This is a genomic window from Metallumcola ferriviriculae (assembly GCF_035573695.1).
In the GTDB taxonomy this organism is placed as follows: Bacteria; Bacillota; JADQBR01; order JADQBR01; family JADQBR01; genus Metallumcola; species Metallumcola ferriviriculae.
The window spans coordinates 495,120-520,459 of sequence record NZ_CP121694.1 but is presented as its reverse complement, the minus strand read 5'-3'; the positions used below and the strand labels follow the sequence as shown (position 1 = coordinate 520,459).

The window sequence follows — 25,340 nt, the reverse complement described above, 5'->3', positions numbered from 1 at the left end:
GCTACATCCTCCTATCTGGTAAACAACAAAACTAATACAAGAGTAATAAACATATAAGTCAAATAAGTATGAAGATTACCTGTTTGCATCCACTGTACATATTTACATGTTTGATAGAAAATACTCATCACAGGACGGTATAAGTAAATTTCAACGACTGAAACTACTTTTTCCCGGTAACATAGACCGCTGGAAAAATAGGGTGCCTGATCAGCATTAGGCAAAACCTCTCGATGGGGTTGTAACACCCGCGCAAAAATTATCCTGAGGGGTTCGGCAAAAGCAGCACCTGTATATTCCATATAGTGATTTGCTGAAACTCCGCCAGACCAAGTCTCCGCTCTGCGCCTGGTTGTTTTACCGCCAAGCAATCTAGTGACCATTACGATGACCGGAACAAGCAAAATGAGTGAAGTCCATATTATAAGTGGATAAATCTGCCCGGTGGTCATGGTCAACTGTTCAAGTAAGTCTCCTGAAGTCACCTTTTGGTCTCCGATTAAAGCTAAACTAATTCCCGATAGTATACTCACTACTACACCAGGAAATATTCCTAGCAATATGCACAGTGCTGCGCAAACCCCCATACTTGAACTCATAGTTCCGGGTACTTCAACAGCATCTTGCGCCTGGGAACTTCGCGGTAACGCCAGAAAGGTAATGCCATACATCCTTACAAAGCTGGCCAAAACCAACCCCCCAGTCAAAGCAATAATTGTGATTAAAATTGGGCCACCGACATAACTAATGGTACCTAGCTGATTCCAGCTTAACCCTAGTAAAGCTTGGAAGAGCAACCACTCACCCATGAAACCATTGAGAGGCGGCAGCGCCATTACTGCCATTACCCCTATCAACATGAAAAACGATGTATAAGGCATCTTATGAATTAAGCCACCCAGCTTTTCCATATCCTTAGTATGGGTGACATGTAAAACAGAACCTGCACCCATAAAAAGCAGTCCTTTAAAAACAGCGTGATTTATGGCATGATAAAGAACTGCTATCATGGCAAAAGCTGCCCAACTTGGCAGCCCCTGGGCCCTAAAAACAAGGGCTAGTCCAATTCCGGTAAATAATATCCCCATATTCTCCACCGTACTGTAGGCCAAAAGTTTTTTAATATCCTGTTGGACAACTGTATAAATTACTCCTAACAGAGCTGAAACAACCCCTATAGAGATCAAGCTTATTCCCCACCAAGGCGGGCCACTAGGTAACAGGTCAAAGTAAAATCGCAGCATCCCATAGATAGCCGTTTTAACCATGACTCCGGACATTAAAGCTGAAATATTACTGGGTGCAGCCGGATGGGCCCGGGGCAGCCAGACATGCAGAGGGATTACACCAGCTTTTGTACTAAAGCCAATTGTACTAGCCATAAAGACCATTCCGGCTAATCGCAGGTCAATATTCTGGCTAATCGCTTTAAAGCCTGAAAAGTCAAAGGTTCCTGCCTGGATAAAGAGAATCATAAAAGCGGCAATGATAAAGGCTGTACCAAAATGAGTCATTACTCCATAGATAAAACCCGCTTGGCGCACTTCCTTAAGCTGGTGTTCAACCAACACCAGCAGCAAAGATGTTACCGACATGACCTCCCAAACCACTAAAAACCAAAAACCATTAGCCACAGTAACCACCAAAAACATAGATAAAAGAAATAAATTATACAAAAAACCTATGTAACCTAAATTATGTTTTTCACGTAACCCCTCCATATACCCCCAAGAAAAGAGGCTAACCAATAAACCCATTATCGAGGTCAAGAGTACAAAAAAAGCTGCTAGTTTATCAATTACTAAACTAAAAGATCCGAAAGGAAGTCCTGTTGGCAGTAGTAACTCCACCTGTACTCCTAGCAGTAAATTTTCCAAAGCTAAAACCAAAAAAAAACCACTGCCCAGTCCCGCCATTATTAGAGGCAGTTCTTTATTAAGCCTACTTTTTCTACCCAGTAATAAACCGCTAAAGGCACCAATTCCAAAAACACTTATAGCAATTAACATCATCTGTGCTGACTCCACCACAAGAAGCCTCCCTTTAGTAATTGCAAATATTAAAAGTTTTACATATTTGAATTAAAGCATACTAGCTATTGTATCATACTGTTTATACTTTACAATAGGTCTGATCAACTTAAATTTAAGTATCTCTCCGGCTGCACTGGCTACTTGTTTTTAGCACCTCAAAAGGGCACCCCTGCTGAACAGGAGTGCCCTTTTGTTACACTATTTTATTTTAGTTTTTCACCTGCCAAGTTTTTCTAAGCCTTAATATTTTCATCCATTATTGTTTTCTTAGTACTGCTATAGACAAAAATCGCCTCAATAATTACCCAAATCTCCAAAGCTATCATCAATACACTGAGCACCAACAGCAGCGTATTTCCGCTGGCAATGAAATTACGTACATTGATGAGCATGGCCCAGGATGTCATAAAGATAATAAATATCATGGGCACCATGGCGATTGCCGTGGGCTTTTTCAATTTCAGCAGCCATACGGTAACTACCAATAAAGCCAAGCCCGCCATTAACTGGTTGGTAGCACCAAATAACGGCCACAGGATTAAGCCTCCTTTACCACCGTTAATGGAAGCAAGAATAAAGGCGCTTACTACCGCCAACAGTGTGGCCGGGTGCCTCTTAGTAAATACCTTAATATTGAGGTCTTCCGCCAACTCGGCAATAATATACCGCTGAATTCTGGTGGCAGAATCCAGGGTGGTAGAGGCAAAGCTGACTACCAGCACCGCTAGAACGCCCGTGGCGATATCCAAGGGGATACCCAACCCGTTTACGAAAGTTGCTCCACCTTCCACAAAAGCACCTACCTTTGCCCCAAGACCGGAGGCAGCTGCCCAACTGGCATAATGCCCATTCCAGGCCTCCAACGACTTAAACCCGGCAGTCGCTGCCAAAATAGCCATAACAGCCAGGGCACCTTCCATCAGCATAGCACCATAACCAATAGCTTTGGCATCGGTTTCGTTGTCTAGCTGCTTAACCGTGGTACCTGATGCCGCCATGCTGTGAAATCCGGACAGGGCCCCGCAGGCGATGGTGATGAATAAAAATGGTAAAAATGCCGGCCCGTCGGCCACATTCATATTAACTGCAGGTGCCACAATTGGCGGGTGACTGACCACCAGTCCTAAGAACATCAATCCCAAACCGACATATAATTGGTGGGAATTGATATAATCGCGGGGTTGAAGCAGCACCCACACCGGCAGGGTTGAAGCGATATATGCGTATATTAATAAGATAACTACCCAAGTATAAATAATATTTCCGCCAATAAATGCCGGTATTTCGATGGGAAAATATACCCCAATAATCACAAATACGTACATTAAGACAACAGCCACCAATCCGGCCAAAGTGCTGTTACCCGACTTCTTATAAAGATAATAGCCTACAGCAATGGCAATTGGTATCTCAAACCAGATAGGCAGTACACTCTGAGGATAAGAAGTAAAGAGAACAGCGATTACCAATCCAAATACCGCAATAACTATCAAAAGGGCAAACATTGTAAGCAGTAAGAAGAGCGTTCTGGCCCGAGGGCCGATTAAATCTTTTGTAATATCGCTGACTGATCGTCCCTGGTGTCTGGCTGATAATACCAATGCACCAAAATCATGCACTGCACCCATAAAAATTGAACCAAAGACAACCCATAATAGCGCCGGCACCCACCCCCACATTACGGCAATAGCCGGCCCGACAATGGGCGCAGCCCCGGCAATACTAGTAAAATGATGACCAAATAAGATTTCCTTTTTGGTGGGTACAAAGTCCATACCGTCTTCAAACTCGTGGGCCGGAGTCTGCCTATTTGGATCTAGATTGAAAATGCGTTTGCTTAAATACGTACCATATGTGCGGTAAGCAATGATAAAACCTACATAAGCCAGTACAGCAATAATAAGAGAGTTCAATATAGTTCCTCCTTTCTAAATTAACCCTTAATAAACCACCAATTAAAGTATAATTACATCTAATATTTACATGATATCTCCCCCCGCCAATTACTCAACAGAGTCAACCCTATTATGGTTATGGCAAATGGTATTTTTGCTTCAACATAATAGAAAGTAAAAGTATCAACTATTCCTAAGAACTCTCCCGAATAAACTGAATTTATAGAAAATTATATACAAAATTTGCCCTTAGCAGGAACAATTGCCGCCAAAATACACAAAAAAAGGGCTAAGCTGCACTTTTGGCAGCCTAACCTACAGATTAAAAAGCTTCTTTAGTTCTTTACCATAAGTCCTGCTAACCGGTACTTTTGTCTTGTTTGTATCTTTCATTACCAGTTTAAAGGTACAGTTAAACCAGGGAATTATTTCATCAATCTGATCTAAATTTACCACGCAGGCTTTGTGTGTACGAAAAAAACCTTTGTCCGCAAACTCTTCCTCTAAAGACTGAAGTGAGCGATTAACAAAAAATTCGCCTTTTTGGGTAACTAATTTAGTTTCTTTATTTTCCACATAAGCAAAATATATTTCGTCTGTATCAAGGGGAAATATTTTCCCGTCTCTTTCCACAGTAAACTTGAAATATTTATTACATGAGGGCACTAGCAAATTTTCTTTTGATAAATTACTTTTTGCTTCAATTAGAGAAGTAACCCGTTTTAAAAAATCTACCTTCTCGTTATTAGCAATAATGGTTCGTACTTTGTCAACTGAATCATAAAGACGTTTTCTTGAAAAAGGCTTTAAAACGTAATCAATAGCATTAACTTCAAAGGCACGTACAGCGTACTCTTCATAGGCGGTTATAAAAATAATTAAAGGGGGATTTTCCATTCGCAACAGCATTTCAGCTACTGTAAAACCATTTAAGTCATACATCTGTATATCAAGAAATATAACATCCGGTTTAATTTCCCTAATAATATCCAAGGCTGATTTACCATTATCCGCCTGCCCACATATTATTATATCCGGTAACTCAGCCAATAAATATTGAATTTCATCCCGAGCGGGAGCCTCGTCATCGACCAACACCACTCGTAACACCGGTGGTTCCAACATCCGTTTCCACCTCCCGTATGGTTTTAAATGGTATAGTAAAACTCATAACAGTGCCCTCGCCGGGTGAACTTCTAATAATTAGTGCAAAATCTACTCCGTATATACTTTTTAAACGTTCATTTACATTAGTTAAACCGATACCGATGCCGATGCCGGAAGCTGAAGAACACTTCTTTTCAAATAGTGTACTAATGGTGTTACTATTCATACCGACACCGTTGTCTTCCACAGATACCTGCATCTCTTGATCGTCCTCTTTAGCTGTTATAATGATTTTACCACCACCCTTTTGCGGAAGAATACCATGTTTAACTGCATTTTCCACCAATGGCTGTAGTAATAAGGCAGGAAACCTCCTGTCAAAGCAACTTTCATCCATATCATATTGAACCTGGATTTTTTCACCAAACCTGGCCACTTCAATTGCCAGATACGACTGAACATGCTGCAGTTCCTGCTTCAATGATACAAAATCCTCTCCATATTTTAAATTATTCCGGAAAAAATCTCCTAATTCTATTAATAGTTCCCTTGCTGTTTCAGGTTTTGTCCTTACCAGGGAAACGATAGTATTTAGCGCATTAAATAGGAAGTGAGGGTTAATCTGAGCCTGAAGGGCCTTTAGTTTAACACTATCTAACATCCTCGATTGTTCTTCCAATGCTGCCAATTCCAACTGGGTGGAAAACAGGTGTGCCAATCCCTTAGCAAACTCAAGGTCAATGGTGTTAACGGAACCCTCCGAAACATGATATAATTTCAAAGTTCCAAGTATGGCCTCTTTACGCCGAAGCGGAACAAGTACCGCCGAGCCAAGGGGACAATTAGAGTTTTGGCAGTTTATATCCTTTTTGCTTCTAGCTAATGTAATTTGCCCACCGGCTAAACATTTTCTTGTGGCACCCGTAAAGTTAGTTGCGCCAGGGCGGTGGTGGTCACCTCCCGCACCAATATGAGCAAGGATTTGCTCTTGATTAGTTATGGCCACCGCTTTAAAATCACAATTATCATAAATAATTCTTGCCACCTTCGCAGCCGACTCCATGTTTAAGCCCTTCCGCAAGTGCGAAAGTGTTTTACCGGCAATTTCCAAAGACTTTTGAGCTTGTACAGCACCAGCTTTTTCCTGATCTTGAAAGATACTAAGAATTATCATAATAAATAATGCGGCACCGGCAGAATTTACAAGAATCATTGGAATACCGATAACTTTTACTAGTTCCAAGGCCATAGAAAAAGGTTTAGCAACTATCAAGATTATTATCATTTGAACAATTTCCGCCGCAAAACCAGCCCAAAGAGCAACCTGCCAGTTAAGTTTTTCAAGGCCAACATGACGGTAAACCAGCCCGCCCACAGCTCCTTCAACGACGGTTGCCAGGGCACAGGACAGAGCAGTAAACCCGCCCGCAAAATAACGGTGAATACCGGCAATTAGACCAGCAGCTATTCCCACTACAGGTCCCCCCAGCAGACCCCCGGTCATGACTCCTACCACACGGGAATTGGCAATAGCACCGCCTTCCATCTGGATACCATTGTAGGTACCCAACACTCCCATGCCGCCAAAAATTAGAATAAGGGGTACTTTATCCTTCCATGTAAGTTGTCTTTTAATAAGCTTCCTGGACAACCTTGTCCTCGTGAATATAAATGCTAAAGTCGCCACTACGCTCATTCGCAGTCCCAGAGCTATTATCAGCTGCCACATGGGCCTCACCTTTCCTATACCAGCTAGTATAGTCTTATTTTATCATAATAGCACTCTATAGTTAACGCTTATTAGAAGACATATCCTCTTCTGCATATCAGAATTTCGCCTAAACTAATCGGCAAAGCCATTATAACTTATGAAAACCGCGCCCTATGCTGAGGGGCCTGAAACCTGTCATGTACGTACATTCCGGCGCAAGTTTTTCTAAAAACCTTTCCTCCAAAAATAATTAAAAAGGGGTTTGCAATATTGCAAACCCCTTTTAGCAACCATCCCTATAGTTTAACCGAACAACTTAACATACTTAATTTGAACTTACCTAGATTTGTAACCATACAGATACTTAATACACTTCCTAACTTATACTTCAACTAATCAAACCCTAACAAAATTGAAACAACTTTGGTAAAGAAAAAAACACTATCCTTAGACTGATTAAACTACCTGCAAAAACCAAAATGGTCTTTCAAGAACATTTGAACCAGATTTCTATAGGGATGGTGCTTGATGCCATTATAGCAGATAACCTTATGCTGCGCAAGTAATCCAACATAAAAAATCTATAGTTTTTCGGTATGCATAAAGCAATATTTACAATGCCTGTATTTTTTCTGCACACGCTCTCATTATGCAGCGTACTATATAGCATCTATAGGTAATTGCGAAATTCAAAATTTAACGTAGGCAGCTAATCAGAAAGTTTAATAAAGAGGACAGAAAATTTTAAGCAGAGGTTGGACACCGTTGTTTTACACCAACTACATATAAAAAACCGCTCTGAAGCCCGAGAAGTCGGGCTTTTCTTTTGTCAATCTTTATGCATTTATATGTTGTATATCGTCGTGTATTGTGATATTATGGGATTAGAGGTGAATTTATGTATGTAAAGAAAAGTATCAGTAATGGTAAGGTCTATTTGTCTTTTGTCCAAGGTTATAGACAGAATGGAAAGGTAAAACAAAAAACAGTTGAGAAACTTGGCTATCTTGAAGATCTGGAAAAGGAATATCCTGATCCTATTGCACATTTCAAGCGGGTTGCAAAGGAACGTACCAAGAACGAAGTTCCGCAAAAAAAACTAGAACTTGACCTGTTAGCTAAGCTTCCGGATCAAGCAGCATTGCGCAAAAATCTTGGTTATACTGTGCCAAAATCAGTATACTCTCTACTTGGTCTTAGAGAATATTTCCAGAACAAGCAAAGGCATTTAATCGTAGATTATAACCTAAACAGCATATTCAGTCTGCTCATTTTCAACCGCTTTTTATTTCCTTCATCAAAAAGACACGCCTTTGAAACCAAGGATTATTTCTTTGAATCCTTTGACTTTTCACTGGCTGACATTTACCGTGCTCTGGATTACTTTGCCGGATATTCAAATGAGATCCAACGGCATCTCCATAGTAGAATATCGGAACTTATAGCAAGAGATAACCAGCTTGGATATTATGATGTCACCAACTACTACTTCGAGATCCCTTATGAGGATGAAGATGAATACGATGAAGACGGGAATATGATTAAAAAGGGTCAAAAAAAACGTGGCCCATCTAAAGAGCACCGTAAAGATCCCATCATTCAAATGGGACTCCTGATGGATACTAATGGAATCCCCATGGCCTTCAATACTTTTTCTGGTGGCGAAAGTGAAAAACTCTCTCTACTTCCAACAATTCGCCGTGTAAAGAGAGATTTCGCCTTGGAACGTATTATCGTTGTAGCAGACAGGGGGCTTAACACTAGTGATAATACCACTTTTCTTTCGGGAAAGAACCATGATGACATGGCAGGTAATGACGGCTATGTTTATGGACAGAGTGTTCTCGGTGCTGACAAAGAATTTAAAGAATGGGTATTAAATCAGGAAGATTATTTAATAGACAAAGAAGAAGATAAGGATGGAAATACCGTCTTTTTTAAGCACAAATTCCGCATTCATGCAAAGAAAATACAGTTAAAGGGAACAGATGGCAAGCGTGCCCAAAAGATGGAAATATTTCAGAAACAGATGGTCTACTATTCCGATAAATACGCCAAAAAACAGAAAAAAGACAGAGATAAGGCTATTGCGAAGGCAAAGGAACTGATTGCCAAACCCGGAAAATATACAAGAGCTACCAGCATTGGAGCTGCCGGCTATGTAAGCAATATCAAATTCTTAAAACAAACAGGTGAAATACCTGACGGGCTTGTTCTTTCCCTGAATGAAGCAAGAATTCAGAAGGAAGAAAAATATGATGGATACTATTCCATTGTTACCAGTGAAAAGCATTTATCAGATAGAGAAATTCGTGATATTTACAAGGGACTTTGGGAAATCGAAGAATCCTTTAAAGTAATCAAGAGTGAATTCAAGGCGAGACCTGTATATGTAAAAAAAGATGCACATGTAGAAGCACATTTTCTGGTATGTTTTGTAGCACTCGTAATCATGCGGGTTCTTGAACAGATGCTAGAGAAAAAACATACTGTGAAGCAGATTCGCAATTCTTTGATTAGCTATTCCTGCTCCTATTTGGAACAAAACTATTACCTGTTTGATTATCGAGATGATGTAATAGAATCCATTGAGTCTGTCTTTGGCTTTGACTTAAGTAAAAAGATTATGTCTCAGGCAGCGATCAAAAAAATTTTGCAATACAAAAAATAAGTGTCAATACACTACAAGTTTTTGACAAAATACAAAACCCGCTAGCCCTTGGTAATACTGGGGCAACGGGTTTTTTTAATCGTTTTTGCTGTAAAACTCAGGATTATAGCAGATAACCTTATGCTGCGCAAGTAATCCAACATAAAAAATCTATAGTTTTTCGGTATGCATAAAGCAATATTTACAATGCCTGTATTTTTTCTGCACACGCTCTCATTATGCAGCGTACTATATAGCATCTATAGGTAATTGCGAAATTCAAAATTTAACGTAGGCAGCTAATCAGAAAGTTTAATAAAGAGGACAGAAAATTTTAAGCAGAGGTTGGACAGAAAAAATTCGGCACAAATAACCGCAAGTATTTTGCGGGTTGAAAGAGCAAGTATAAAGGATTTGCTAAGCCAAAAGAGGTTTAAGGCTTCTGATGAGTTCGTGTTTATGGAGTTTGTCTGCAAGAATAACGGTAAGCAGTTGAGTAATTCCTGCAAGGAGTAAGTCAGCCTTAATGGTTAAAGCATTTGTAGTTTTTCTGTTGGCGACGCCAAAATTGGATTTAAAGTGTTGAATGGTTTGCTCAATAACGCAACGATTTTTGTAGATATCAATCCATTCAGGGGTGTCTCTAATAATGCCAGGATAAAGTCTTAAGTCTTTTTCAGGATAGGTATAAAACATTCTACCAGAAGGAGAGTCGGAGCAAGGATGTTCACATAAAGTAATGCGTTTAGAACCTTTCCACTTCATTTTTGGGCAAACCCATTTATCTCTAACAACGCCACTCCTTAAGGGCGCTTTACCTTCATATTTCATGGGTAAAGAAGAATCTAACGGACACAGAGGTTGTCCAGATTCGTTGAACCCGGGTTCAGGGAGGTTCTTAGAACCTCGTTCGTTCAGAGGAATGACTGTTTTTAAAAAGTGACAATCCTTCAATAAAAAGTTATAGGAATCGTTTGTATCAAAAGCAGCATCGCCAATAAACGTGCTGGGTTTAAAATGAGTATGTGTTTTAAAAAAGTCGCGCAGAACAGGTTTAAGTGCTTTAGAATCGGATAAGGATTTATCTTCATCAGGGGAATCAGACTTTTTCTCTATTGGGATTTCAGGGTGTGCATTTATAAAGTCTTCATCAAAAAAGGAAATATTTCTGACTATACCAAGGCCATTTGTGAGCATACCAAATTTATAGACATAGCAAAAATGGCCATTGATGTAAAGCTGTTTGACATTTGGATTTGATGATGCGCAGGAAGGCATAATGCCGTATGCCATTTTGTATGGGTCAACAGAAGAGTTGCCTTTGTATTGAGACTTAAGCTGCTTGATTAAGCGATTGATAAACTTAGGATTATTCTCAGTAACGTAAGCTTCAACGCCAGAGGTATCAAAGACGAGATATGAAGCAAGTTCTGAGTTAATTTGCTCACAAATAGGTTCAGTTTGATCAACAAGGTTATCAAAAAGTGTTTGAAGATGTTTAGAAAAATCTTGCTTAAATCGTGTAAATTTTGATGCATCAGGTACTTTAGAAAAACCACAGAATTCACGGATTTCCTTGGAAAAATTCAAAAAAATAATCAGAAGCGCATCTGTAGGAATAGAAAAGATTCTCTGAATGATGAGTGCATAAAGAAAAGACTCAAGCTTAAATTTTCGTTTGCGACCAAAGTGCTTGTAAAAAGCCTGATAGAAACTCAGCGAAATATACTCTGAAAGTTGAATATGCTCTTCAAGAAGCGCTAGAAACCGAGGTTTATCCTTATCAACGAAATCAAGACAACCGTCATAAATATCAGATAGGGATAATTGTTTAAATTTCACAGAATAGATCTCCTTTCTTGTTGAATGTAGATATTGCCTGTTAACTATATTTTACACAAGACAAGTGAGGAGTTCTATATAACTAAGCAAGAAAAAAGATAGAATTTGCAAGGGTTGCGGCGTTTTGCAAACGCCTATATAGCATCTAAGAGAAGAGGAGGTGTATACTATGGCAGACGCTGATAATAATTGGACTAAAAAAAATATTACTGAAAATCAAAACAATAACGACACGGGACAACTATTTATTGAAACTAACCCTTTGTACCCCACGGAACATGCTGAGGACCTCTTTATAGCAGGAGCTTCGGTCTTTGAAATAACAACATTTACCCCACCACTTCAGCGAGTTACAATCTTGGGAATCAACCTGCCTGACCCAGATACCTTCGGTCCATATGACAGCTACGTGGCTACTCTCACAGTTCCAGATTCCCTTGAACCATTAGCCACAATACCGTTAATACCCACAAAGGATAAAGAGAACTGGGTGGGCACAACCTTATTGGAATTTGGTGGAACATTACCTACTATAATAGCTGAAGTCAGGCCTCAATTAGGATCTGACCGCATAGGTGAGGTAATACTTCAAGGTCAAGTGTTTTCTTAAGGTTTAGTCTACTAGCATTAATTTGCCTTGCCTACTCCAAGACCTACCCCTAAATTTTTGGAGCAGGCATTTTTCATTTGTTACTTAGATTAGGGGCAAGAAAAAAATTTAACATCCATGCCATTTGTTCTCCCGGAAATCCGCCTAGCGCCCAGGCATATTCAAGCGGGGTGTTAAATACTCTTTTCAAAAACTTCTCCCACCTTGTTTGAAAATCTACTTCAATTCCTAAAAAAGGTAAAGAACCCCTAGTTCGGGGACTTCCCCACTTTTGTTCATTCCATGCTAATCTAACGTCACATCCCCGGTACTATATAAGAACTTTGACAATCACTACATATATAACTACTTATAAGGAAAAAGTATTAATATTATTGCATGGTAGGTGTGGTTATGTTGTTAGATAAGTATTTAAAAAAATCCAATAAAGCACCGCAATCTGATAGAGTACATTCCAGCGTCATTGAACATCAGAATATAAGTGAAGAAATTGCCACTAACTTAGAAACAATTGAACGATCGATAGGAAAGCCGGACGACCTAGTTGTTAAGCAAATTAACAATAACGGTCAAGCAATAGCTGCAGTGGTGTACTTAGCTTCCTTAGCTGATGGTCATTTAATCGCGTCCAATGTGGTAAAACCTATCAGTAAATTTACTCAGGTTAATGATGGCGGTCTGGATGTGAGAATTACTGAACTTTTATTATTATCAGCTAAGATAGAAAGATATAGTAATCTTCACAAAGCCATTGAAGGTTTGTTAAGCGGCGAGACCTTAATTTTCCTGGCTGCCGCTAATGAAGTGTTGACCGTCTCTTTTCCCGGTTATCCTCGTCGGATGATTGAAGAACCCAAAGAAAGAGTTGTACGAGGACCACGGGAAGGATTCATTGAAGACCTAACAGACAATCTCTCTTTGGTTAGACGATACATTAAAGACCCTAACCTAAGGATAGATGCAAAACATATTGGTGAACGCACTAAAACAAAGGTTGCGATAGTGTATCTTAATGATGTGGTGAACCCGGACATTGTCGGGGAAGTACATAAAAGGCTTGAGCAGATTAACATAGATGGAATCTTAGACAGCAGCTATATTATGGAACTAATAGCGGACAATAAATTAACACCCTTTCCTTTACTTCAATCAACAGAGCGCCCCGATAAAGTTGCCAGTGCTTTGTTAGAGGGGCGAGTAGCACTAATTGTGGACAGGTCACCTTTTGCCTTAATCGCACCGGTCACTGCTACAGAATTATATCAAAGCCCTGAAGATTTCTATTTTAACTATTGGGTAGGCACATTTTTACGTATTATCCGTGCCATCGGCACTCTCATATCAATAGTTCTACCCGGCTTGTATGTCTCAGCAGTTGCCATAAACCCGGAAATCTTACCGGCAAGCGTTGTCCTAGTACTGGCTTCAGGCAGAACTACCGTACCTTTCTCGGTAATTGTGGAAATGCTTGTTGTGCTGATAACGTTTGAAGTATTTAGGGAAGCAATCCTCCGTGTTCCAAAAGGAGTAGACATTATTTTGGGTGTAGCGGGAGGAATTCTTCTAGGTTGGTCAGCAACCCAAGCCGGCGTAGTTTCTGGAGCAACTCTTGCAGTGATGGTTATTACTGTCTTGGCTACATTTGCAACTGCAGACCAAGAAATAGAGCAGGCATGGCGATTGGTGCGCTACTTCCTGCTCCTGGGAGGGGCCGCTTTAGGGGTGCCGGGCTTGGTGTTGACCGGAACTATTGTATTAGCCCATCTGTCCGGCTTAAAATCGTTTGGGGTTTCATATTTAGCGCCATGGAGCCCTCCCTTGCCGGTAGATATGATCGATGCCTATTTTAGAATTCCTTGGTGGGCTAGCTTTAGAAGACCACCTATGTACCGGCCTCAACAGGAAGACCGCCTTAACTCAGATCAAGGAGATGAAGAATAATGCTGCCAGAGAAAACAGGTATTGGTCCGGGCCTGATGTTTATGTTACTCTACACCGCAATCCTCAGTTTTGGATTAACGGATGCGTCACATATTGAAGCAAAATATATCGGCCATAATGGGTATTTAGGCATCCTCTTAGCCTTTATCCTGATGCTTCCGATTATCTTAATAGCAGTTGATTTAGGAAAAAAGTTTCCTGATAAATCTATTATTGAATACCTGCCGCATATCTTTGGTAACGCCTTCGGTAAAATCCTTGGTTTTATCTTCTTATTGTTTTTATTCGCCATTACCGCCTGGTCTTTAAAATCAGTTGTTGATGTAAGTAATATATATTTTTTGCAACGAACTCCGGACTCTGTTATCTTATTTGCCGTACTTCTAACAAGTGTGTACATATCTCTAAAAGGCATTGAGACCATTAGCCGGCTAGCAGCTTTTGTTTTTCCGCTTGCGTTAATATTTACGGTGCTAGTGATTGCCTTATCTTATAAAAACGTTGATTTGGATCAGATCAGACCTGTGTTTTATTTTGACGGTTTTAAACTTCCGATGGGTAGTTTGCATTCAGCCAATATGTTTTTTCCTTTGGCCCTGGTTTTTATGACCTATCAATACCTTACCGAAAAAACCAAAGGCAGGCAGATAATCATTTGGGCATCCGCACTAGCCAGCCTTTTGATGTTTTCAATTGTATTTGGTACACTAGGTGTTTTTGGTGCTGAAGGTACATTGCGTTACCATTGGTCGCTTATAGAGTTGACATGGCAAGCTGACATCCCCTTTATACTGCAGACTTTTGGGATGTTTCTTTTTATAGTGTGGATGACTCAACTATTGATTACAATCAGTGCCCTGAACTATGTTATAGCCCAAGGTTTGACAGAGTTATTTAGCACATTGAACTACAAGTGGTTTATTTTGATATTATTTCTTCCGATGTTCTTCCTGTTAACGTCTGTTACCGGGGGCCCGCTTGTCCTACAACTATTTACATATTTACGGATTAGCGGCTTAGCTGTCATTGTGCTGATACCATTGGTTTCATGGCTCTTGGTTAGGTTTTTGGGAAGAGGTGAACCGACCGATGCGTAGAATGCTTTTTGTTTCATTATTGCTCTTTGGGATGTTGTTCTTATCCGGTTGTTGGGATGTTGAAGAGATTAACCGGCGGGGGACAGTTAATGCCGTTTTTTTCGATAAGGGCGATCAGCACGCCTTTAGAATTGGTGTAGCAATACACGTGCCCGGGAGCTTAATGCCCTCCGTAGTCGGAACCAGCCAAGAGTTTGAAAAGCGGCACTATGCATTTTCGGCGGAAGGAAACAGCTTAATGGACGCTTGGAATGAGCTGCAATCCAATATTATGAGAAATCTTTTTTTAGGTCAAACCCATGCCATAATGTTATCAGATGAAGCTGCCGAGGATAATATTAATAACTTATTAGATTTTATTGGCCGTAGGTTTACAGTTCCTCCGGATGCGAATGTCATGATTACTAAATCAGACCCAAAAGGAGTACTTGATCGAAAAATCAAAAACAATTTTATTCCCGGTGAATATATTATGACCTTTTTTCGGTCAAAATCTAAAAGCAATCTTGCATTACCCATTAGCCTTTGGGAAGTCTATAAAATTTTGGACAATGGAACCAGCGACCTTGTAATTCCGCTAATTGAACCTTCCCAAGGCCAATATAGAATTGCCGGAGTCGCTCTTTTTTCGCAGGGTCAAATGGTGGGAGAACTTACATTAGATGAGACTAGGATGCTGGCCTTATTAAAAGACACCGCCTCAGGAAATCTAACAGTGCCTCAAGATGATAAATATATTTCATTTTCCAATGTCAGTTCTAAGACTAAAATTGAACCACGTTTTGTTAACAATGTACTAATTTTTGATGTAAAGACAGATATTTTAGCAAAGGTTGCGGATATTAATCCCCGGCAGAAGGAAGTCAGTATAGCTAACCAAAAACATTTTGAAAAGCTGGCTGAACAGTACACCAAAAGGAAATTTGAGGAATTATTGGTCAAACTACAGGCCTTAAATGCTGATGCGGTAGGTTTTGGACAAGAGTTCAGATTGAATTACCCCTATAAATGGGATAAAAATGATTGGCACAAGGTTTACCCCACAGTTAAATTTAACGTAAGTACAAAGTTCACAACCCAGAGGACAGGGTTGTTTAGATAGTTAGGGATGTGAAACATTAGCTGATGGATTTTGGGATTCATTAAATTCTTATCATATAAAGCAAAAGTGGTAAATTCACTTTGACTGGACCCACTTCTAGCCATTTCATGTTTGGTCCCATTGATTGCTCCAATTTGAATACAAAATTGATTCCCCTGCTGAAAGGGAGTGATTACCCCCTATTAACCCCTTGGGAGAATTTAAAATAAGCTCATTTTTTGTTTAGTTACCTCAAAGCCGGATTTTTTCAGGTATATGATGTACATATACATCAATAAATCCTTGTTTTCACTGTGTTTTGCTCTACATTGGACACACCACTTCCCTGCCTTTTGGTTTAGGCTTATTCATTGCTCGGGAAAATTGTTTGAAGTTATGACCAATTACCTTGAGGCCAATTTGTAACTGACATTTGATCAGGCCTCTTACTCTAAGTTTGTTAGCACCTTGGCCCCTTTTAATTGCAGAGTTGGTACCCTCTATGGCAGCCCTTTTACTGGTGTTTTCACGTCGTATTTCCTTTTTTGAAATTTCTTGGCGGGTGTTGGCTGCTAGTATTGCTTTTTTACTGGCTCTCAGTACCATTGATTTTTTCTGCGGCTTTACGGGACAATGCTCTCTTATGGGGCAATAAAGGCATTCTGACTTCTCAAAATGGGTCGTTGTACTTTTAGATTTCTTACTATAGTCGCTTCGAAGTGGTATTTTACCTGCAGGACATTTTTCCACCTCATGTTCTTCATTGAAGTTGAAGTTTGTCAGAGGTAATTTGTTACTGGTACTTTTCCTGCCGGTCATGTCTGTAAAATGCAGTTTGACTTCTGCTTCATCAGCTTTGTTAATTGTTTCTTCGCCGTAATAGCCGCCATCTACGTAGAGGTCAGTAACATCAGTATTTTTCTTGATAGTATCTACACGTTTTCGTGCCAGTTCTGTATCGCTTTTTATATTGACATCCAGATCGTAATCTGTAATTAGCTGCACCGGATTATCTTTCGAACATGTTTCAGCTAGATTAACAACATAGCCTTGGTTCGTCTTACCGTTTTTATTTCTAAAGGTAGCGTCCGTATCATGGGCAGACTGCATGGATGCGGAAGAAATTTCTTTATTATCTTCGGGCACCCAGACTTTCTTTTCTGTATCATAATGTGCTTGTTCATTGAGAAAACGAGCTAACAGTTTGATTTCCTCTTTTGAAGTTAGTTGTTTTGCTTTAGCGAGGTCATAAATTTCTGTACAAAGTATGAGTACTGTCTCAAGCTTGGCATTTATCTTACTGGCCTTGGTTTTAAACAGCAGTTTGGTCTTGAAGGAAGGCTCCAGTACTTCTTTTAGTGAGTTGCTTAAATGTTTTTGAGGTATTGCTTTCACGGCTTTTTCTAAAAAATCATAAGCAAGGGATAACCTTCCAGCTCTTTTAATATTAGGGGTAACATAGGTTGAGTCCATTCTTTGTTCGTCTGTTTTAATATTGGCTTTATCGATGAAATGCCGAGTTAAGATTTCAAACTGCTTAAACATGATTTCTTCTTCATCGGGGTGTTCCTTAACGTAGTTGACGAGGCGTTCTCTAAATTCATACAGGGTGCGTTCAGCAAAGTATATTTCGCCAATATTTTTGATACCTAAAGCGTAGATTACCTGATAATTGAAATAGAATTGTTCTAAGATTTCTTCATCTGTGTAGTCGAACATATTCTTTATTAATTCCAATGATAAAAGGATATTTACCGGGAAATTAGGCCTGCCGTTATCAAAACAGTAAAGTGGAGCAAACACTTCTTCATCTATTTTACAAAAGACATGCTCATAAAAAATCGGTGCCCAGGTATCTTTCAGCATTTTAGCTATTTTAGGGTTCATGGTTTGATAGTGACTGAACAATTCTTCCTGCAAATGACCATCGTTTTTTCTAAACATTCTTTGCACGCCCCTTCGCCTCAAGTGTAGACCTACCAATGGTTTCTACCATTATTACTTCGACGCGAAGGGGGTAAAATCTTCCTTTTTAAGACCTTTTTTTAGGGGTTTTTGCAGGGGAATCAAAATTAAGTTTTTGCGTCCAGAACTTCTTAGCTTCCTCTTGGTTGTTCACAAATGTTTTTAGTCCTCTGTAACCGTTAATGGTAACGGTTGATAATTAAAGCCTGAATGCCAATGGGTAAAAATTACCGTTACTTGTGATACGGTTCTGCGTAACGGGTGAAACGGTTAAAGTTTGGAAACGTTTAGTTAACCCGAAAAATATTCCATAGTAGCATTATAGGCTACATTCCAAATTCTTCTAGCTCTTTTCGGTCCAATGTTTACAGCCTTTTGCAAGTTATCCTCGCTGCCCTCTAGTATATCGCCCAATGTTTTAAATCCAGCTTCTTTAATTCGTTGACATTGAAATTCTGTTATATCCAGTCCCTCAACCGATATTCGTAACACGTGTTCAATAACATCATTAAAATTAACCTGATCTTCCGAAAAATGGGTAATGCCTTGGTAGTGCGGCGAATTCATTCCATAATCTGTATATAGCTTTACTGATAACCCCTGTATTAAGTTTCTGGCTAATAAAGTAGGAGTCTTAACTGTACTTAATATGATTCCAATATTTATTTGATATCTATCAAAAACTTTCCCTCTTACTCTTGTTCCTTCAGTCTCAATTGATACAATCCCGGAATACTCAAGAATTCTAATTGCATGTTTTACTGCTTCGGGAGCATCACGATGTATAGCAAAATAAATCGTTTGTTGTGTTCGTCCTTCATTGATTCTTGATTCATTTTTTTCATTTGTATCGACTAATACAACCTTCTCAATAAAGTCCCTTCCCCAGTCAACTAAACTTTTGTGCCCTCTGTAGATCTCACCCAATTTAGTATGTTCGTTCCATATGTTTGTTCTATAGAACTCTTTTAAAGTATTATTCACATTGTTGGAGTTAAAACTTTTGCTAGTAGATAAATAGATGCTCTTTAACAATAATCTTGGGTTACCAGTAGCAGCATATATCAAACAATCAAAGAGTTCCCCTTGTTGCTCTAACTTTTTATATATCTCATCACTCACCTGGTTTCTAACAATTTCCCTCATTAATGGCACAAAACCTGGTTCTTGAAGGTCACGTTCCACTTTTCTAACTGAAGCGTCATGAAATTGTTGAAACGTTCCATAAGAGGTTATTCCAGGGTAAACTGCTGCCTTACATGAAATAAGTGATGACCTTAGATCCCTAAATAACGTAAAGAATTGCCTTTGTTGTGAAGGAATAAAGTTGTGGCAGGCTTCATCAAACAAAAAAATGAGTCTATCAATATTTAGTACTTGGCAAAGGTCTTCAACTAAAGCATGCAAATAGTCAACTTCATTCAATATCTCTATATCTTCCGTATCATAATTCATGATTTTCCGTATTTCATTTTTTACGTCAAAGTCTCTTTTCCGTGATGATTGTTCTAATACTTTAATAAATCCCCCTAGTCTATCAGTAAGGGTCTCGTCCTGGCCTGCACCAATGTCGAAATAACGCGCAAAGATGCCCGGTTCAGAGAGCATAAGACCTTTTTTTTCAATTTTTCTTTTTAATGTAAAAAGTATTTTCGCTATCATCCACTGTCTAAAGTATTGAGGGTCTTCTACTGCTTCCAAAAAAATAGCTTTTTTGAAGCTAACCAAAACACAAAGAACCCTTTCTTGCTCAAAAGAATCGTCTAATTCCTTTTCCGCTACCCTTAATAGCATCGTTTTTCCAGTACCTCGGCTTCCGACTAATAAAAGCGGAGCTTTTGTTTTGATAAAGTTTATATTCTCTCTGTCCATCTTTGACTCTACGTACAAATCAAGAAGTTCTTCTTCTTTAATATCCTCTGTTCTAAAAATGAAATCATCTAGCATAACATTACTCATTATTTATTTCCAACTCCCCAAATCCCAAATTTTTATAAATTTCATTCATGGTTTCCTTATGGTCTTGGTTTAAGTCATTAATTTTTTCGGTAAACCTTACTGAAAGTAATATTAGTAGGAGTTCCACTGTCCTCAAAAATATAGTACTCCATTGCATGAACTTTGCTTTATCATAGGTAATCCTTTGAGTACCTATAGAATGCATATATTCATATTTTCCATGGACATATTCCGAACAATTTCTATATATTTCTTTTACTGTTTCTATGAATAATTCGGTGTTAAAAGCCTCATTAAATAAAGACAGATATTTATTAGATAAAACTCCCTTATCTACGTCAACTAACCTGCTCCATGTCATGTCAAATACATTTCTTTTCCATTGCAAAAAATGGTAGTTATGGTCGGTAAAATAGAAAAAGCTTATGCCTAGCTCTACTGCACTTCTCAAACTTATGTAAGCATTTCTATACATGCCATTAGTACTTATATATATTGATGACAATAGGTCATACCCTATTTCCTTCAGAATTATGTTCGTTGAAAGGTCTGTTAAAATATCAGACCAATAATCTAATAAATTTGGACGGGATATCATTAATGATATTCTTGCCGGGCAATCATGGACGTGCAATTCTATGTTTTTAGTTAAGTCTTGCGAGGTCAGCTTCATCAATTTTTCTGCTGTTAGAACAGTCATATATTTTTACCTCCGAAAATGAGTTCATTTCATGATTCCAATTTTTTTTGTTAAAATATGTCTTTTGTTTAATTCCGTTCTGCTTTGCACAATATTAGAGACACGATGAATACTCGTTTTGCAACCCCAGATTACATAAAACAAAGATTGAAGTTTTAGGACTAAAAGGACCTTTTTGGCCAACAAGACGTAGAAGGGATAGGTGAATTTGGTTTAACGATTTTCTATTTATACCTAAAATGTTTCTCAATAAACAATTTAGGGTTCCAGCCATTAATGACTCGATTACCCCAGAACGCGTCCGCTACTGAAATTGAAACACTTATTGCCGTTCCAATAGGCCCCAACAGGCCCAGGAAAGCAGGAATTCCGAAACGTAATGTTTTAACCGGAAGATTATCACCTTTAATTTTTGAAAAGCTTTCATAATACGCTTTTAGCAAATCTTTATCAGGATAAGACGGCAAATCCCTTAACCATTCTCTAAATTTCTCGACATTGCCGTCAGTCCTCATACTTACTATTTCCGAGGCAAACCATCCCCGCTTGACTTTGGTATATCTTCAAACTCTAATATCCTATTTATTTTGGATAAATCTTCTTTGCTCCCTGAAACAGCTTTACCAAAAATTTGCCAGGTTAACTCATTGCCATAAACAGATTGACAATCTAAATAGGATGCACAAGAAAGATCTAGGTTAGCTTTTGCAATATCTAGAAGTAGCCTAACTTTATCTTTATCCTTTTTATTGTCAAGGTTCTTTAGGACACTCAGGTCATTGAAATTGGTTGTTTGGGCGATAATAGGTAGTGCAGTCTCATACGTGGATATCTCAATACCTTCATATATTTCTTTATGAGGTATAAAGGAAGTAAATTTTTCAACCTTTCGGGCAAATCTACGTGCTTTGCCAAAAGGATAATTCAATTGCTTTATTAACGCGAACTTGACCGCTTCAATTGGTTCCTCCCATTCTTTTCCTTTACCCTTAACCCACGTAATACCAGGTCCATTTTTTAGTGACAAGGCTCTTCTATTTGCATTGGGAAATATATGCAAACGTCCCAGGGTGAAAACTAAAAGTTAAGGCCCCTACGTCGAAAATTGCTTCAAGCCCATTTTGACCTAACAATCTTATCAAAGCCACTATTTCTAAAGCAGGACCGCCAATAGGGATATTGACTGCATCGTTTAGCAATAGTGCTTCAGCAAAACGCCCACTTACACCGATTGATTGTTCAGTGTTAAAGTCAACTAGCTCTTTTGCAGACTGTGGAGTAACTAAATGCTTCAGTTCACTATAAAATAAGCTCAAAAATTTCACCTCAAACTGCGAAAAACATGACTTTACTTTTCTTTAACTCTGGGTTAACTCTTCTGCAATCATTTCAGCCTGCCTCAACACTGTCTCTGTTGCAAGTTTCTGCATATCTGGAGGGTAACCATATTGCCTTAAAGTCCTTTTTACAATCACCTTTAACTTGGCTTTCACGCTTTCCTTTATTGTCCAGTCTATCGAGGCGTTTGCCTTCACTTTACCAAAGAGGACTACAGCCAATTCTCGCAGCTGTTCTTTTTGCATTAGTTCTCTGGCACTATCATTGTTTGCAATAGCTGTATAAAAAGCATACTCGTATTCTGACAACCCCATTTCATGAGGTTCCTTGTCCATCTTTTGAATATTCTTACCGAGTTCAATCAATTCCTCGATAACTTCTGCCGCTGTTATTATCTTGTTGTGGTATTTCTTGATGGATTTTTCAAGCATCTCCATTAAGGCCTTACTTTGTATCAGGTTCTTTTTGGTCCTTGCTTTTATTTCATCATTTAGCAGTTTCTTAAGCACTTCTAGAGCAACGTTTTTATGCTCCATGTTTTTTACTTCCAAAAGAAAATCTTCTGAAAGTATGGAAATATCCGGTTTCTTAATACCTGCAGCATCAAAGACATCAATTACTTGCTCTGATACTAAGGCTTTATCAACAACCTGCCTGATGGCGGTTTCAATTTCTTCGTCAGTTTTACCTGTACCGGTGCTATCAAACTTCACCAACCTGGCCTTCACAGCCTGAAAAAACGAAACTTCCTCTTTGACATCCATTGCTTGTTCATGGGGAATCGCAATTGCAAAAGCACTAGATAATGCAGTTACTTCGTCTATGTATCTTTTTTTGCCATCTTCAAGGCCTAAAATATGTTCCTCGGCTGCAAGAATAAGCGATAGTTTCTTTGACGTATCTGCACCAAAGTAGTCCTCATAGGAAAATCCATGGTACATCTGCGAAATAACTTCCAGCTTTTCTAGCATCAATTGAACAGCTTTTTCCTGAGCAATGGCGGGGTCACCTTTCCCCCCACTGTCAGAGTAAAATGATAAGGCTTTTTTCAGGTCTGATGCAATGCCAATGTAGTCAACTATTAAACCACCAGGCTTGTCTTTATATACTCTGTTAACTCTTGCAATAGCCTGCATTAGGTTATGACCCTTCATAGGCTTGTCGATGTACATGGTATGTAGCGGAGGAGCATCAAAACCAGTAAGCCACATATCCCGAACAATTACCAGTTGCAATTCGTCTTCCGGATCTCTCATCCTGTCTGCTAACATTCTTTTTTGTTGTTTTGTTGAATGATGTTTTGACATTTTCGGTCCGTCGGATGATGAAGAGGTCATGATTACCTTGATGACGCCCCTTTTCAAGTCATCGCTATGCCACTCTGGTCTAATTTTATTAATTTCCCCATATAGATCGGCAGCGATTCTTCTTGACATCGCCACAATCATTCCCTTACCTTCAAAAACTTCTTGTCTTAGTTCAAAATGATTGACAATGTCCTGTGCAACTTGCCTTACCCGGTCTTCACTGCCAATCAAAGCTTCAAGTTGTGTCCATTTTGTCTTGGCTTTTTGGGTTTCTGCCAAATCATTCTCACCTAGTTCTTCATCTAAATCAGCCACCAGCTTTTTACCTTCCCCGCTGAGGCTAATCTTTGCCAATCTACTTTCATAGTAAATCCTTACGGTTGCCTCATCATCAACCGCCTGTGATATATCGTAAACATCAACATAATTCCCAAAAACAGCAGGTGTGTTTACATCCGTTTTCTCTATTGGCGTTCCAGTAAAACCAAGGTAAGTTGCATTGGGCAGGGCATCCCGCATATATTTAGCAAATCCATAAACAATCTTTTTACCGATTATATTCCCATGATCATCCTTAGCATCCACTGTTTTTGCTTTAAAACCATATTGGGTCCTGTGGGCTTCATCAGCTATTACTATGATGTTCTTTCTATCTGACAGCTCTTCATAGACATTACCTTCACCCGGTTGGAACTTCTGTATGGTAGTAAAAACTACGCCTCCTGATGTGACTTTTAGCAGTTTTTTTAATTGTCCTCTGTCTTCAGCCTGCATAGGGTCTTGCCTAAGAAGTTGTTTTGAAGCAGCAAACGTATCAAACAACTGATCGTCCAAATCGTTACGATCTGTTATAACCACTATAGTCGGATTGTCCATTGCAAGCACAATTTTCCCAGTATAAAACACCATGGATAATGATTTTCCGCTTCCCTGGGTATGCCAGACCACGCCCCCTTTGCGGTCTCCTGTTGGTTGTTGGTTCACACCATTCAGCCCATAGCTCTCTGGTGATTCCATTGCGATATCTAAGCCACTCCAACAATGGGATAGATAGCCTGCGGCTCTCAAGGTAGATTCTACAGCTCTGTTTACTGCATAATATTGATGGTAGGCCGCTAATTTTTTTACCGTTTGAATGGTTATGACACCGGTTTCCTTATCTTCTTTTTTGGACTTTTCAAATACAATGAAATGGCTAATTAGGTCTAGTAATGTTTCCTTGTTGAGCATTCCTTTAATCAGAGTTTCCAGTTGTCCAATTAGTGGGGATGCTTCTGTTTTACCATCAGAGGATTTCCAGGTCAAAAAGCGGCTTAACCCAGCTGAAAGCGAACCTGCTTTTGCTTCCAGACCGTCGGAAATAACCATGATACTATTGTAAGTAAAGAGACTCGGGATAGTTTCCATGTAGGTTTGAAATTGCTTGAAAGCTGATTTAACTGTGGCATTTTCATCTGCTGGGTTTTTAAGCTCAATGACTACTAAAGGTAAGCCATTTACAAAAAGAATAATATCCGGACGCTTATTGACGCCGTTTTCGATTACTGTAAATTGGTTAGTAATAATAAACTCGTTATTTTCTGGTTGATTAAAGTCTACTAGCCAGACTAAATCACCTCTATCATTTCCGTTTTTCTGAACGCTTACGTTTATGCCCTCGGTAAGCATCCGGTGAAAAGCTTCATTATTGGCAATAAGTTCAGGTGAACTTAGACGCTGTATTTCTTTGATTGCATCTAACCTTACATCTACCGGAATTTTCGGATTTATTCTGCCAACGGCTTTTTGTAGACGTTCCAGCAGTAATACATCTTCAAAGGATTTCCTTTCAGGCGAAACGCTGTCAGGTGCTACATCTGGGGCATAAATATATTGGTAGCCAACTTTTTCTAACAACTGAATGGCAAATTTCTCTATTGAATTTTCAGTTATTCTATTTGTCACCCTGTTCACCTTCTTATCCCCGGATACCACCCGTACTCTTGTTTACATTTTAACTCTAGCCTCGCCCCTCATAAGCTTTGGCAATAGAGTATCCCGAACTTTTTCTAAAGTAGTCATTTGTTTACTATTAGAATCAATTTTTTTCAACAAAAACTTAACA

The 25,340-nt window shown here is 39.1% G+C and carries 17 protein-coding genes; 5 read left to right on the top strand and 12 right to left on the bottom strand.

Annotated elements, in window-relative coordinates; all coding sequences use genetic code 11:
• Window positions 1-11 precede the first annotated feature (11 nt).
• The 4 genes from MFMK1_RS02690 to MFMK1_RS02675 form a co-directional block, all read right to left on the bottom strand.
• On the bottom strand, window positions 12-2,030 hold the full coding sequence (locus tag MFMK1_RS02690; protein WP_366923624.1) for a proton-conducting transporter transmembrane domain-containing protein: 2,019 nt from the start codon (window positions 2,028-2,030) through the stop codon (window positions 12-14).
• Window positions 2,031-2,266: 236 nt separating this feature from the next.
• Entirely contained in the window at window positions 2,267-3,946 is a 1,680-nt protein-coding gene (locus MFMK1_RS02685) for a carbon starvation CstA family protein (RefSeq protein WP_366923623.1), read from the bottom strand.
• Window positions 3,947-4,243: 297 nt separating this feature from the next.
• Window positions 4,244-5,053, bottom strand: a complete 810-nt coding sequence (locus MFMK1_RS02680; RefSeq protein ID WP_366923622.1) for a LytR/AlgR family response regulator transcription factor — start codon at window positions 5,051-5,053, stop codon at window positions 4,244-4,246.
• Window positions 5,013-6,764, bottom strand: a complete 1,752-nt coding sequence (locus MFMK1_RS02675) for a LytS/YhcK type 5TM receptor domain-containing protein (protein WP_366923621.1) — start codon at window positions 6,762-6,764, stop codon at window positions 5,013-5,015. The genes MFMK1_RS02680 and MFMK1_RS02675 overlap by 41 nt, the downstream gene beginning before the upstream one ends.
• 880 nt (window positions 6,765-7,644) lie before the next feature.
• On the opposite strand from MFMK1_RS02675, the gene MFMK1_RS02670 reads away from it, so the two are divergent.
• Window positions 7,645-9,417: an IS1634 family transposase gene (locus MFMK1_RS02670; protein WP_366922124.1), complete on the top strand. Its 1,773-nt coding sequence runs from the start codon at window positions 7,645-7,647 to the stop codon at window positions 9,415-9,417.
• Window positions 9,418-9,813: 396 nt separating this feature from the next.
• Here the strand turns inward: MFMK1_RS02670 and MFMK1_RS02665 are convergent, their stop codons facing one another.
• Complete coding sequence (locus MFMK1_RS02665) at window positions 9,814-11,247, bottom strand: transposase (RefSeq protein ID WP_428846297.1); 1,434 nt, start codon at window positions 11,245-11,247, stop codon at window positions 9,814-9,816.
• Between the two features lie 160 nt (window positions 11,248-11,407).
• Between MFMK1_RS02665 and MFMK1_RS02660 the strand changes: the two genes are divergently transcribed.
• The 4 genes from MFMK1_RS02660 to MFMK1_RS02645 all read left to right on the top strand — a co-directional run bounded on the left by MFMK1_RS02660 (window position 11,408) and on the right by MFMK1_RS02645 (window position 15,988).
• The gene (locus tag MFMK1_RS02660) at window positions 11,408-11,848 is read left to right on the top strand and encodes a YoqH family protein (RefSeq protein ID WP_366923620.1); all 441 of its coding nucleotides are present in this window, start codon (window positions 11,408-11,410) and stop codon (window positions 11,846-11,848) included.
• Window positions 11,849-12,241: 393 nt separating this feature from the next.
• Complete coding sequence (locus tag MFMK1_RS02655; protein WP_366923619.1) at window positions 12,242-13,789, top strand: spore germination protein; 1,548 nt, start codon at window positions 12,242-12,244, stop codon at window positions 13,787-13,789.
• Window positions 13,789-14,886: a GerAB/ArcD/ProY family transporter gene (locus tag MFMK1_RS02650; RefSeq protein ID WP_366923618.1), complete on the top strand. Its 1,098-nt coding sequence runs from the start codon at window positions 13,789-13,791 to the stop codon at window positions 14,884-14,886. Before MFMK1_RS02655 ends, MFMK1_RS02650 begins: the two co-directional genes overlap by 1 nt.
• Window positions 14,879-15,988, top strand: a complete 1,110-nt coding sequence (locus MFMK1_RS02645) for a Ger(x)C family spore germination protein (protein WP_366923617.1) — start codon at window positions 14,879-14,881, stop codon at window positions 15,986-15,988. The genes MFMK1_RS02650 and MFMK1_RS02645 overlap by 8 nt, the downstream gene beginning before the upstream one ends.
• Before the next feature lie 303 nt (window positions 15,989-16,291).
• Here MFMK1_RS02645 and MFMK1_RS02635 read toward each other — a convergent pair whose 3' ends face one another.
• From MFMK1_RS02635 to MFMK1_RS02605, 7 genes are all read right to left on the bottom strand, one after another.
• Window positions 16,292-17,911 (bottom strand): transposase, encoded by a 1,620-nt coding sequence (locus MFMK1_RS02635; protein WP_366922135.1) that lies wholly within the window; start codon window positions 17,909-17,911, stop codon window positions 16,292-16,294.
• Window positions 17,912-18,223: 312 nt separating this feature from the next.
• Window positions 18,224-19,891, bottom strand: a complete 1,668-nt coding sequence (locus MFMK1_RS02630; protein ID WP_366923616.1) for a helix-hairpin-helix domain-containing protein — start codon at window positions 19,889-19,891, stop codon at window positions 18,224-18,226.
• A complete protein-coding gene (locus tag MFMK1_RS02625) occupies window positions 19,884-20,591 on the bottom strand; it encodes a hypothetical protein (RefSeq protein WP_366923615.1) in 708 nt (235 codons plus the stop codon). Before MFMK1_RS02625 ends, MFMK1_RS02630 begins: the two co-directional genes overlap by 8 nt.
• Before the next feature lie 224 nt (window positions 20,592-20,815).
• Window positions 20,816-21,106 carry a hypothetical protein gene (locus tag MFMK1_RS02620; RefSeq protein ID WP_366923614.1) on the bottom strand — a complete coding sequence of 97 codons (291 nt, stop codon included), beginning with the start codon at window positions 21,104-21,106 and terminating at the stop codon, window positions 20,816-20,818.
• Between the two features lie 5 nt (window positions 21,107-21,111).
• The gene (locus tag MFMK1_RS02615; RefSeq protein WP_366923613.1) at window positions 21,112-21,618 is read right to left on the bottom strand and encodes a hypothetical protein; all 507 of its coding nucleotides are present in this window, start codon (window positions 21,616-21,618) and stop codon (window positions 21,112-21,114) included.
• A 7-nt stretch (window positions 21,619-21,625) separates the two neighbouring features.
• Window positions 21,626-21,907 (bottom strand): hypothetical protein, encoded by a 282-nt coding sequence (locus MFMK1_RS02610; RefSeq protein ID WP_366923612.1) that lies wholly within the window; start codon window positions 21,905-21,907, stop codon window positions 21,626-21,628.
• A gap of 42 nt (window positions 21,908-21,949) precedes the next feature.
• Complete coding sequence (locus MFMK1_RS02605; protein ID WP_366924854.1) at window positions 21,950-25,180, bottom strand: type I restriction endonuclease subunit R; 3,231 nt, start codon at window positions 25,178-25,180, stop codon at window positions 21,950-21,952.
• Window positions 25,181-25,340: the final 160 nt, after the last annotated feature.

What these genes read in the sequence shown, in the direction of transcription:
- MFMK1_RS02625 (WP_366923615.1), bottom strand. Translation starts at nt 20,591, where the DNA reads ATGACTGTTCTAACAGCAGAAAAATTGATGAAGCTGACCTCGCAAGAC.
- MFMK1_RS02630 (WP_366923616.1), bottom strand. Translation starts at nt 19,891, where the DNA reads ATGAGTAATGTTATGCTAGATGATTTCATTTTTAGAACAGAGGATATT.
- MFMK1_RS02645 (WP_366923617.1), top strand. Translation starts at nt 14,879, where the DNA reads ATGCGTAGAATGCTTTTTGTTTCATTATTGCTCTTTGGGATGTTGTTC.
- MFMK1_RS02620 (WP_366923614.1), bottom strand. Translation starts at nt 21,106, where the DNA reads ATGAGGACTGACGGCAATGTCGAGAAATTTAGAGAATGGTTAAGGGAT.
- MFMK1_RS02655 (WP_366923619.1), top strand. Translation starts at nt 12,242, where the DNA reads ATGTTGTTAGATAAGTATTTAAAAAAATCCAATAAAGCACCGCAATCT.
- MFMK1_RS02675 (WP_366923621.1), bottom strand. Translation starts at nt 6,764, where the DNA reads ATGTGGCAGCTGATAATAGCTCTGGGACTGCGAATGAGCGTAGTGGCG.
- MFMK1_RS02680 (WP_366923622.1), bottom strand. Translation starts at nt 5,053, where the DNA reads ATGTTGGAACCACCGGTGTTACGAGTGGTGTTGGTCGATGACGAGGCT.
- MFMK1_RS02635 (WP_366922135.1), bottom strand. Translation starts at nt 17,911, where the DNA reads ATGTTTAGAAAAAACGATGGTCATTTGCAGGAAGAATTGTTCAGTCAC.
- MFMK1_RS02650 (WP_366923618.1), top strand. Translation starts at nt 13,789, where the DNA reads ATGCTGCCAGAGAAAACAGGTATTGGTCCGGGCCTGATGTTTATGTTA.
- MFMK1_RS02670 (WP_366922124.1), top strand. Translation starts at nt 7,645, where the DNA reads ATGTATGTAAAGAAAAGTATCAGTAATGGTAAGGTCTATTTGTCTTTT.
- MFMK1_RS02660 (WP_366923620.1), top strand. Translation starts at nt 11,408, where the DNA reads ATGGCAGACGCTGATAATAATTGGACTAAAAAAAATATTACTGAAAAT.